The sequence below is a fragment of the Marinobacter sp. B-21 genome (genome assembly GCF_056857895.1).
Genome location: NZ_JBSXNZ010000088.1, coordinates 114070 through 125233, shown reverse-complemented (window position 1 = coordinate 125233; position 11164 = coordinate 114070). Strand labels below are relative to the sequence as shown.

General features: G+C 57.8%; 10 protein-coding genes. 8 read left to right on the top strand and 2 right to left on the bottom strand.

Annotation, left to right across the window (positions count from 1 at the left end):
- The first annotated feature begins 2 nt into the window (after positions 1–2).
- The 7 genes from AC13C0_RS18710 to AC13C0_RS18680 all read left to right on the top strand — a co-directional run bounded on the left by AC13C0_RS18710 (position 3) and on the right by AC13C0_RS18680 (position 8268).
- Positions 3–1208 carry an efflux RND transporter periplasmic adaptor subunit gene (locus tag AC13C0_RS18710; protein WP_341582148.1) on the top strand — a complete coding sequence of 402 codons (1206 nt, stop codon included), beginning with the start codon at positions 3–5 and terminating at the stop codon, positions 1206–1208.
- A 57-nt stretch (positions 1209–1265) separates the two neighbouring features.
- A complete protein-coding gene (locus AC13C0_RS18705; RefSeq protein WP_341582147.1) occupies positions 1266–1871 on the top strand; it encodes a DUF2238 domain-containing protein in 606 nt (201 codons plus the stop codon).
- A gap of 49 nt (positions 1872–1920) precedes the next feature.
- Positions 1921–3390 (top strand): SLC13 family permease, encoded by a 1470-nt coding sequence (locus AC13C0_RS18700; protein ID WP_341582146.1) that lies wholly within the window; start codon positions 1921–1923, stop codon positions 3388–3390.
- 278 nt (positions 3391–3668) lie between these two features.
- The gene (locus AC13C0_RS18695) at positions 3669–4469 is read left to right on the top strand and encodes a C39 family peptidase (RefSeq protein ID WP_482954880.1); all 801 of its coding nucleotides are present in this window, start codon (positions 3669–3671) and stop codon (positions 4467–4469) included.
- A 53-nt stretch (positions 4470–4522) separates the two neighbouring features.
- Positions 4523–5533 carry a transporter gene (locus AC13C0_RS18690; protein ID WP_273017578.1) on the top strand — a complete coding sequence of 337 codons (1011 nt, stop codon included), beginning with the start codon at positions 4523–4525 and terminating at the stop codon, positions 5531–5533.
- 38 nt (positions 5534–5571) lie between these two features.
- A complete protein-coding gene (locus tag AC13C0_RS18685; protein ID WP_482954879.1) occupies positions 5572–7197 on the top strand; it encodes an OmpP1/FadL family transporter in 1626 nt (541 codons plus the stop codon).
- 33 nt (positions 7198–7230) lie between these two features.
- The gene (locus tag AC13C0_RS18680; protein ID WP_482954914.1) at positions 7231–8268 is read left to right on the top strand and encodes a MalM family protein; all 1038 of its coding nucleotides are present in this window, start codon (positions 7231–7233) and stop codon (positions 8266–8268) included.
- Between the two features lie 22 nt (positions 8269–8290).
- Here the strand turns inward: AC13C0_RS18680 and AC13C0_RS18675 are convergent, their stop codons facing one another.
- Both AC13C0_RS18675 and AC13C0_RS18670 read right to left on the bottom strand, forming a co-directional pair.
- Positions 8291–9322, bottom strand: coding sequence for a polysaccharide deacetylase family protein (locus tag AC13C0_RS18675; protein ID WP_482954878.1), 1032 nt, complete (start codon positions 9320–9322; stop codon positions 8291–8293).
- Between the two features lie 50 nt (positions 9323–9372).
- Positions 9373–10017, bottom strand: coding sequence for a DNA-J related domain-containing protein (locus tag AC13C0_RS18670; RefSeq protein WP_482954877.1), 645 nt, complete (start codon positions 10015–10017; stop codon positions 9373–9375).
- 230 nt (positions 10018–10247) lie between these two features.
- On the opposite strand from AC13C0_RS18670, the gene ttcA reads away from it, so the two are divergent.
- Positions 10248–11162, top strand: coding sequence for a tRNA 2-thiocytidine(32) synthetase TtcA (ttcA, locus tag AC13C0_RS18665; RefSeq protein ID WP_482954913.1), 915 nt, complete (start codon positions 10248–10250; stop codon positions 11160–11162).
- Positions 11163–11164 lie beyond the last annotated feature (2 nt).

Genomic DNA, 11164 nt, shown 5'->3' with positions numbered 1-11164 from the left:
CTATGGCAGCAAAACGGTTTGCAGGAAAATGGCTGTTCTGGGGCGCGTTCGTGTTGTTGGCCATCGCAGCAGTCGTGTTCACCGTTCGCCCTGATCCGGTGTGGGTGGATCTGGCAACGGTGAGCCGCGGGCCAATGGAAATAACCATCAGGGAAGAGGGTAGAACCCGGGTTCGGGACCGGTATGTGGTTTCATCCCCGGTGGCTGGCTTCCTCCATCGGGTGCTTCTGGAGGTGGGCGATCCGGTTATCCCCGGAGAACTGCTCACCGAGGTCGACCCTATGCCCGCCAGCACCCTGGATGCCCGTAGCCGTGCGGAGGCGGAAGCCAAGGTTCAGTCGGCCCGGTCAGCGCTGAACTCCACTCGCCAGAAGGCCACGGCTGCCGAGGCGGAAGCGGATCTGGCGATGCGGGAGCTGGCCCGCCTGCAGGCGCTCCGTGGTGATCATTTTGTCTCCGAAGAGCGTTTGCAGCAGGCCAAGGCCGCTTCGGACAGGGCTCAGGCTATCCTGCGCTCAGCCCGTTTTGATGAAGAAGTCATGGCACACGAACTGGCAGCCGCCAGAACCCGCCTTGAAGTCTCTGCAGCCAGGGCTTCAGGTAATGGCGCCGTGGAACGGGTTCCGGTTCGGTCCCCGGTCAATGGTTCGGTGCTGGGCATTATACGGAAAAGTGAGGGCGTAATTCATGCCGGCGAGGCTATCCTGGAGCTGGGTGATCCGGGGGCGCTTGAGGTAGTTATCGACGTCCTGAGCTTCGACGCTGTCAAGCTCAGCCCCGGAGTGACTGTGCGTCTCACAGGGTGGGGTGGTGGCACTCTGGATGCGGTAGTCAGGCGGGTTGAACCTGTCGGATTCGAGGATGTCTCCGCGCTTGGCGTGGAAGAAAGGCGGGTACAGGTGGTTGCGGATATCACCAGTCCGCTGGAAGCCTGGGAGACACTTGGCGATGGCTATCGGGTGGATGCGGAATTCGTGCTCTGGGCCTCTGCCGATGAGCTTCAGATCCCCGAGTCCGCCATTTTTCGCAGGGATGGCCAGAGCCTTGTATTCCGGGTGGTGGGCGAACGGGGGGAGCTCACAACCGTTTCAACAGGCCGCACCAATGGGTTCTACACGGTCATTCTGGACGGCCTGAGCGAAGGCGATCTTGTGGTCCGCCATCCGGGTCGCCAGTTGGAAGATGGCAGTCGGGTGAGAGTCCGATAGTGTCGGCCTTTTCTTCAGCGCCGACCCGGCCGATAATCACAATACTGGAGTGAGAGAATGATCAATCGACTTGCACCTGTGGCCTGGGTAGTTGTATTCCTGGCTGTGTTTTTCTGGTCTGCCATCGAGCCGAAGGACCGGGCAACCTGGGTGCTGGAGGTGTTGCCGGCAGCAGTCGGTTTTGGCTTGGTTATCTGGTGCTTTTTCCGGTATCCGCTCACGCCGCTGGTGTACCAGCTGATACTGGTGCACGCCATCATTCTGATGGTTGGCGGCCACTATACCTATGCTGAAGTTCCGGTATTTGACTGGTTCCGGGACTGGTTTGGCTGGGAGCGCAACAACTACGATAAACTGGGGCACCTGGCCCAGGGCTTTGTGCCTGCGATCATTGCCCGGGAACTGGTGATACGGTTCGGTGTTTTTGCCCGCCGTGGGTGGCGATCGTTTTTTATCGTCTGTTTCGCTCTGGCCGTGAGTGCCTTCTATGAGCTGATTGAATGGTGGGTCGCCCTGCTGAGTGGCGAAGGGGCGGAAGCCTTCCTTGGAACCCAGGGCTATGTGTGGGATACCCAGTCGGATATGGCCTGGGCGTTGTCCGGTGCTATTCTTGCCCTGATTCTGCTGGGCCGTGTTCATGACCGTCAATTGCAGGGCCTGTAAAGTTGTGATCGTCATTAATTTCACATTCCGGAAAATGGAATAGAGCGGCATGTCTGAACAACAACCGGCTCAGAGCACATTGGATGGACTTCCACGCAGCCAGGTCGCCGGCCTGATCCTTGGCGCCGCATTTCTGCTGGCAACAATGATTTTCCCACCCCCGGAAACCATGAGCGCAGAAGCCTGGGCAGCCCTGGGTCTGATGCTGTTGATGGCCACCTGGTGGTCAACGGAAGCCATTCCGATTCCGGTCACCGCCTTGCTGCCCATCGTTCTGGTGCCGGCGCTCGGGCTCGGGAACGTTGGCCAGGCCACGTCGCCTTACGCCCATCCGATTATTTTCCTGTTCCTGGGCGGCTTCACACTCGGGCTTGCCATGCAGCGCTGGAACCTGCACCGCCGGATTGCCCTGATGACCCTGAAGGCCGTTGGCAGTGAGCCGCGTCGGCAGATCGGCGGTTTTATGCTGGCCACCGCTTTTTTGAGCATGTGGGTAAGCAATACCGCAACGGCCATCATGATGCTGCCCATTGGCCTGTCGGTGGTGGGCATGTTGGACAGCGGTAATCCCAAGGGGGTTCGCCGCTATGCCACCGCGCTTTTGCTGGCCATTGCCTATTCCGCCAGTATCGGCGGCATCGCAACATTGATCGGTACACCGCCCAATGCTCTGCTGGCGGCGTATCTGAGTGAAAACCAGGGCATCTCGGTCGGCTTTGCCCAATGGATGCTACTTGGGGTTCCGGTCACGATCGTTATGTTGGCCCTGGCCTGGTGGTGGCTGACCCGTCGGGACTTTGACCTGGGCAATTCCAGTGATGGCGGCAGCGCAATACGGGAGGAGCTTGATGCTTTGGGGCCGCTTGGCAAGGGTGAAAAACTGGTTGCCGCAGTATTTCTGATCACTGCCAGTGCCTGGATTTTCCGGCCGCTGTTATCTGGCAGCCTGATGCCATGGTTAAGCGATACCGGTATTGCCATCGCCGCCGCTATTGCCATGTTTGTTATTCCGGTAAATACCAGCAAACGGGAGTTCCTGCTGGACTGGGAAACGGCCAGGGGTATCCCCTGGGGGGTTCTGTTGCTGTTCGGTGGTGGCCTGGCAATGGCCGGCGTGATCAGCAGCTCCGGGCTGGCGGAATGGATCGCGCAAAGTCTCGGGGTGGCGGGCACCCTGCCAACACTTGTGATGATCGTGATGGTGACAGGTGTGATTATTTTTCTCACTGAAGTCACCAGCAATACTGCAACGGCCGCCGCCTTTCTGCCCCTGCTGGGTGCACTGGCCATGAGCCAGGGAGTATCACCACTGCTGCTGACGGTCCCGGCAGCTATCGCAGCCAGTTGTGCCTTCATGATGCCGGTGGCGACGCCACCCAATGCGATTGTGTTTTCCAGTGGCCACATGCAGATCAGCGACATGATCCGGGCGGGCTTTGCCCTGAACCTGATGGGGATTGTGGTGGTGACCCTGCTGAGTTACCTGCTTCTGGGGCTGGTTTTCACCTACTCTCCCTGAATCTCATCGTTGGTAATCAGGTGATGGGCCCCGGCTCCACGTGCAGTGCCGGGGCAATGTCGAGTCCGTTTTAATGTTATCGCGTCAACCCCCCACCGCCCGGGGTCCTCCCGGCCGGTGCCATGAACCAGTTCTCAAATCCTTTCCGGAAGGGCCCCTCTGCAGCGACAGATTTGAGGCACAGTTATCTTTAAGCGGGCAGGCTTTTCGGTATCTTACCGTAACAACATGTAACCCGATAAATACCGTGGCCAATAAAAACAGGGACTTCGTCTGACATGCTGCTGGTGCTCGCCGGATCCATTCTTACCTTTGCCATCGCGCAGGAAGCAACTGTGGTGGAGCCTTATGACAAAGGCGCCATCGTGATTGAGCAGGATGTGGATTCGAGCCCGGTTGAATTGCGGTTCGATTTCCGGGTTGAACCGCTGGTGGAGCAGACGTTCCGGAACATTGTTCGCCAGGCCTACGATTACAGCTGCGGCAGTGCCGCGCTGACCACGGTGCTGAACTTCTATCTGGGACGAACGCTGTCCGAACGCCAGGTGATGGAAGGCCTGCTTCATTACGGCGAAAGCGAGCGGATTGTTGAGCGGCGCGCGTTTTCCATGCTCGACATGAAGCGGCTGGTTACTGCCCTCGGCTATCCGTCAGGCGGATTCCGGGCCAACATCGACGACCTCAAGGACCTGGATCACCCGGCAATTGTTCCGATCCATCATGCCGGTTTCAAGCACTTCGTGGTACTGCGAACCATAAGGAATGGACGGGTTTTCCTCGCAGACCCGGCGGTGGGGAATATTTCCTTCACCATTGATCAATTCGAGGAGAAATGGGACGACAACGTGTTGTTCATAGTATTTCCGGGAGGTGACAAGCCCCTGGACAACCTGGAGCTGAAAGAGGAAGACCTTCGCTTTGTGGACGACCAGACCATGACGTTGCTGGCGCTGGAGAGGATACCGGAATTTCACGAATCCACCGAGAGGCGCATCCAGAATCTGCTGGAGCGCCAGAAAAACAATCCCGATGGCAGCGTCGAGAATACCCGGAAGCAGTTGTTTTACCGTCGTAACTAACTTGCCGGGGTTCACCGGCGTCAGGAAAATTACTAATAAGAAAGGGAGTCAGGATGAATCGTTGGTTTGCGCGAGGCGTTATCCTTGTTTCCATGGCAGGTCCGCTTTCGGGCATGACCCTGGCGGATGAAGGCAGTGTGGATCAGGCGCGGGAGGCGCTGGCCAAACAGGAGGGAGACCAGGATGCGTCACAGCAGCTGGAAGAGGTCTTCCAGGCTGCGGAGAACAATTATTCCCTTCAGAAGAAGGGGTCTCACTATCTGAATTTTTCATTCGACTATTCCTATACCGCCGATCAGCGGCTGGACCTTGCCATTACCAACGGCTCGGTCAGGAACCTTGATGTGGTGCCGTCGGCTACCCACATTTTCACCAATTCCTTTACCTACGACTACGGCCTGCTTGATAACCTGACGGTGGGCACCCGTATTCCACTGGTGGTCAAGTACGACACCCAGGATGAACTGAACGTTTACGATTTTGGTGACATCTCCTTCACTGGCCGCTGGCAGCCCTTTGCCTATGTGCCCGGCAAGATGTCGACCACCCTGTTCGGAACCCTGACGAGCAAGACCGGCGTCAGCCCCTACGAGATCGATATCAACGAACAACTCTCCACTGGCAGCGGCTATTATTCAATCGGTGGCGGCGCGAGCCTGTCCAAGGTTCTGGATCCGGTAGTGATCTTCGGTTCGGTGAGTGCCACCTATAACCTGCCTGTGGAAGGCCTTCAGCAAGTCCGGGGAGCGCGGCTGCTGACCAACCTCGATCCCGGGTTCGGGGTGTCGGGTTCCGGTGGCTTCGCCTATTCGCTGTCCTACGACATCTCCCTCAGTATTTCGGCTCAGCTCAGCTACACCGACGAGACTGTGCTGAGCTTCTCCAATGGCGACCAGGCGGTGGCGCAGGACCAGATGACCGGTTTTCTGAGCCTGTCCCTGGGCACTCGCGTCAGCGATACCACAATCGTCAACACCAGCCTTGGCATTGGTCTCACCGAGGATGCACCGGACTTTTCCCTGGGGGTATCCCTGCCCATTAACTTCTCCGGCCTCAAAGAGTGATTGGTGTCGTTGACGACTTAAGGGAAGGGAAGGATTTCATGGCACAGCAAAGCCACAACCGTCGGATTCTCGCGGCCCTGATTGCCACGACCATCTCGTGTGGTGCCCAGGCCCAGCTTGCGCAGAACCTGACCATACATCCCAAGGCGCTGGCGCTGGGCAATGCCGTTACCGCCGACCCACCGGGTATCATGGCGATTCACTACAATCCGGCGGGGCTGACCAAGCTGGACGGTCGTCAACTGGAAGTGAATCTGATGAGCATCTACCTGGATATCGATGCGGGTTTCACGGCGCCTGAGGGCTACGAGATTTTCGGCATAGACGGGCTGGAGATTGATCCCCGGACGGGCAAGCAAAGGGACCCGGTTGCCAATACCCGCAGCCATACCAACAATGTGGCGCTGTACCTTCCGGGCTACGGCATTCTGAGGGCGCCGCCGGGGCCGGCTGTTGCGCCATCGGCGGGTATCAGCATCAATCCGCCCGGGTCCAAACTCACCTTCGGGAATGCGTTTTACCTGCCGCTGGCGGCGGGTTTTTATCGGGACAAGGACGATCCGGGCCGGTATCAGCCCCAGGCCACCGCCTTGCAGAGAACGACCTATCTGTCACCAACGGTTGGTTACGAGATCAACGACCAGTGGTCGGTTGGCGCCGGTATTCACCTGTCGCAGATGGGGATCGCCGCGGATCAGTACATGCGGGCGCCCAACATGTTGCTGGGCGTGGCGGAAGTCCTTCAGGATGCCTTTAATTGTGAAAGCGGTGACGAACCGCTGCAGCCATGGCTTGCGCTGTGTGGTGGTAATGTTGGCCCCTGGGATGATATTGGCGCCCTGAGCATCAATGTGCAGGAAACGCTGTCGCCCACTTATGCGCTGGGCGTCATGTGGGAGCCGACCGACTGGTTCAGCTGGGGGGCAAGCTATACCTCCGAAGCTGAAATGAATATGAAGGGAACCTTCGAGATCCAGTATACCGAGGACTGGTCCGGCTTTTGGCAAAGCGTCAACGGTTCGGTGCTGGGTGCCATTACCTCGGCCATTCTGAGTCTTCCCTCCGGTGCCCCCAAGGAGGCCGGCAATGTCAGCATGGACCTGGTTTATCCCCAGCATTTCCAGACCGGTATCAGTGTCGACGTGCACCCGAAACTGACCCTGAACACCGACATTGGCTGGACCGACTACAAGCAATGGGACGCCTTTGTCTTCCGCTTTGACCGCAACCTTGAATTCCTGAATGCGGCACGGATCCTGTCGCCGGATAACGCCACGCCGAATACCCTGAGACTGCCGCTGGGGTTCAAGAGTCAGTGGAACTGGGCTTTCGGGATGGAATTTCATGCGTCGACCCGTCTGGACCTGCGGGCGGGGGTCGAAATCCGGGATTCGGTTATCCCGGATGACCAGCGGCAGGTGATGGCGCCGTTCGGGGGTGCTAACCTGTACAGCATCGGTATGGGGTATCGGTGGGACAAGAACACAGAGATTGATATGAACCTCAGCTATCTTCAGTCGGTGGAGTCGATACCTGCCAACGGCAGTTGCAACCTGAACTGTGACAATATTTCCAATATCATTTATAACCCCTACGCTGGGCTGGACGTGAAAACCTCGCTTCGGGTTGTAATGGCCGGCCTCAGTTTCCGGACCAAATTCTGAAGACGATTCCGAACCCGGGGGTAGTGATTGTCAGTGACTAACGGCTCCAGACTAAAACGGATATTACCCCTGCTGCTGGCAACGTCGCTGGCGGGTTGCCAGATCGGGGGTTCGGTCGTATCCGGGCGGGAGGGTTATTTTACCTGGGTGGATGAGCAGGGCAGGGTGAGATACTCACCCATTGCCGGCACCACGGGTGAACAACCGGAACAGCCAGCCGGGAAAGAAGGCGGCGATGCCGATGCCGCTGGAACCGGTCCGAAGCCGGAGTTGCGGGAAGAAACGGAATACACCCTTGAGAACTACCCGGACGCCGGCCAGCTTGAAAGGGACGGTTATGTTCGCCCCGGCGAACCGCAACCCTACTTCACCTGGCGGGACGCCGAAGGCAATGTCAGGGTCGACTATTACCAGCCGGATACCCGCTCTGATCGCCAGAAAGGTCTGGTAGCGCCGCCGGTCCGGATTACCGCGGCCCGCGTTTATCATGCCGGTCCGGATACAGCGGACCGTGCACCGGTGCCCGGCCATGATCCGGACGCTTTTGCAATCCTGGGTATTGAACCCGCCCTCAGCGATTACTTCTCCCGCTTCTCTGAGGCCTGTTGTGAATCGATGGACATTCGTCATCGTGAAAGCTGGCAGTCGGGCCGGGAATTCGGAATTGCCCTAACGGAAAGCTCGCAGGTACATGCATTTCTGACCGGTCCGAGCCCCTATCAGGTGGTTGAGCTTCCCGGGCCGGACAGGATTGACAGTTTTGTCATGCGGCTGCGTTCCTACGCCAGAAACGGGGTGCTGGTGCCATCGCTGGTGTTTCTCGATGACCGGATGAGGCCGCTCAGGCTGGTGACGGATCTGGTGATGGATTTTGAGCCCGAGACCTGGCGTCGCCGTGGCTATCTGGAGGCATGGGTACCCGCGTTTCCGGCCCGGGGGGAGCGGTGGATGGTCGTGTTCACACGCGCGGCGGATCTGAGCGGCCAGACCGTTATTGAAACACCGTCCGGCCCCCGGAAAATTCCACATGTCAGCGAGGGCGAAATCGGACTGATGCAACTGGAGGATTGATGCCGCGGTTCTCTCAGTTCTCTCAGTCCTCGGGTTTGCTCAGGTCCAGCCACTGTTGCGACAGCCAGTAGTAGCTGCCATTACCGGCAGGGTGGGTACAGTTGTAGCGAAAACGCCGGCTGTTGAAGCTGTCCGGGGCCTGTACCCTCACGTTGCCGTCAATCACCTCGAAACCGATCCGCCCCTTGCCGGAGGCAAAGCAGGTCAGCCGGCCGGCATCAATGGGGGGAATCAGCGGAAAAGTCAGTGTCGGTGGGTTGTCGGAGATCACGCCATCGGGCAGGTTTCCGGTACTGACAGGAAAGGCCTTGCTGCGAAGCTTGTCATCAAGGCTGCCCAGCTGCCCGTAGGCATTGGCCATCGGAAAACGGGGTAACCGCGTGGGGGCGGATTTTGACCCAATGGCGCCGGATTGCTGGCCGAAACCATACCAACTGCGCGCTGCAATTTCCTTTTCAAGTGCTTCGTCAAACTCACCGTAGGGATAAGCGAACAGGGGGGCATTGGTACCGAGCTCGTCGGCAAGGGTTTCCTGGGCAGAGTCGAGACTGTTCGAGACGCGGGTTTGCCATTTGCTGTCTGTCTCGCCGGGCTTTTTCGCAAGGTGGCCATGGTCGGCACTGTGGTTGGCTATGGTGATGCCTTCACGTCCGGCAAGTTCTTTTATCTGATCCCAGGTCATGTAGCCGTTGCGCCCTACGGCCTGGGTGTTCACGAATATGGTATAGGGATAGCCTTTCGACGCCAGCAAGGGCGCTGCCTCTGAATAGACGGACTCGTAGGCATCATCAAAAGTGATGGCGATGCGGTTGTCACTTTCGTCCCCGCCAGCGAGAGTTTTCCTTGTACCGTCGAGCAAATTGACGACCTCAATATCCAGATCCGAAATCATTTCAAGTTGGCCTTCGAATAGCGAGACCGATGTGGAGGTCGCCGGCGGCGTGGCATCGCTCACATGGTGGTATTGGAGCACGACGAGATCAGCCCATGCTGGAAAGGCTGCCGCCAACAGTGAAAACACGGCAAGCGGTTTAGCGAGTGCTTTGATCGGCATTGTGTCTCCTGAATTGACTGAACCGAAAACAGATCTTTTTTCAAGATCGATCAGGTGCTGTGGCGAAAATGGGCTCTCAGAACGGCGAACGCTTCATTCAGATGCTGGATAGTTTCCGTGTTGCCCCCCCGATCAGGGTGCGCCCGCATAACCGCGCGTCGAAAACGTTGCTTCACGGAGGGGAAATCCGATGGCAAGGCCTCAAAACCCAGTACCTCGGCGGCGGCTTTCGTTTCTGCCTGTGCCGGGCCCTTGCCAGGGCGACCGGCCCAGAAATCATCCATCATCTGGTGTATTGCGTCTTCCGGCAAATGGTACTGGGAAAGGTCGAGATAGAATTGGCGAAGTGTGTCGACACCATCTGCTACCCCTTTGCCACCGATGACCTTCTGGGTTTCCAGGCAGATATTCAGCGGTGAAATCCGGAGACTTTCACCCGTGTCGGACAACTGGTCACGCAGCCGGTATAGTACGTGGAACAACAGAAAATGAACCGGGTAGAGCTTTTCCGGTTCGTTGAAAGTGACTTCGCCGAGAAGTTTCCACGGTGGTCTCTGGAGCGACTTGATCAGCGACAACTCGCTCATTCCCGCAGGCGCCGTTCGAAGTTCATGCTCCACGGCGACCAGAAGATGTTGAATCTGGTGCTCAAGCAGGGCATCGGTTTCGATCGCCCGGGGGGATGAGGAACTCATGCTGGAGTAGTAATCTGTCATAAGCCCAATGGTAGGGGACTCGGGTCCCTCAGGGAAGTGTCTCCAGCCAGGATGGCCTTTCGGTTCCCTATGCGATTGTGTTCCCGTTTCCCGGTGGCTTCTTTACCCGGTTGCACCATATCCATGTTGGTAACCTGTCCCTGAATCCATGTGACGCGTATAATCCCACGTCCACTTGCCTTATGAACGGCCTTATGAACGTAGTTGGTATGCCCGAAGCAATGATCGCCAGTTCCGAACAGTCTCTCAACCCAGAGCGCGAACGCCGCCAGAAACTGGAGTTGAACAAGCTGCAGAAACGTCTGCGCCGCGAAGTCGGGCAGGCGATTGCCGATTTCTCGATGATTGAAGCCGGTGACAAAGTCATGTGTTGTCTCAGCGGCGGTAAGGACTCTTACGCCATGCTCGACATTCTGCTTAACCTGCAGAAAAGCGCGCCGGTTTCGTTTGAGCTGATTGCCGTCAATCTTGACCAGAAGCAGCCCGGGTTTCCGGAAGAGGTACTGCCCGAATACCTTGAGTCCATGGGTATCGAGTATCACATCATCGAGAAGGACACCTACAGTATTGTTAAGGAAAAAGTGCCGGAAGGAAAGACCACCTGTGGCCTGTGTTCCCGCCTACGTCGCGGAATTCTCTATAATTTCGCGGAGGAGCACGGCGTTACCAAGATTGCCCTGGGCCACCACAGGGACGATCTTCTGGAAACCCTGTTCCTGAACATGTTCTATGGCGGCAAACTCAAGTCGATGCCGCCAGTGCTCCACAGCGACGATGGCCGCAATACGGTCATCCGGCCGCTGGCGTTCAGTCGTGAGAAGGACATTGCCCGCTACGCCGCCCTCAGGGAGTTTCCGATCATCCCCTGTAACCTCTGCGGTTCCCAGGAAAACCTCCAGCGCCAGGTGATCAAGGATATGTTCCAGAACTGGGACAAGCAGCACCCCGGGCGCCTTGAAACCATGTTCCGCGCCATATGCAACGTTGAACCTTCACACCTGGCGGATACCAACCTGTACGATTTCCGGGAGGGCAGACGGCTGGGCGGCAAGCGCCAGGCGGTGCAGACGGCGGAACCGGAAGAGGCAAGCAGCTTTGGTCGCCTGGATGTGCTGAATATCTAGGC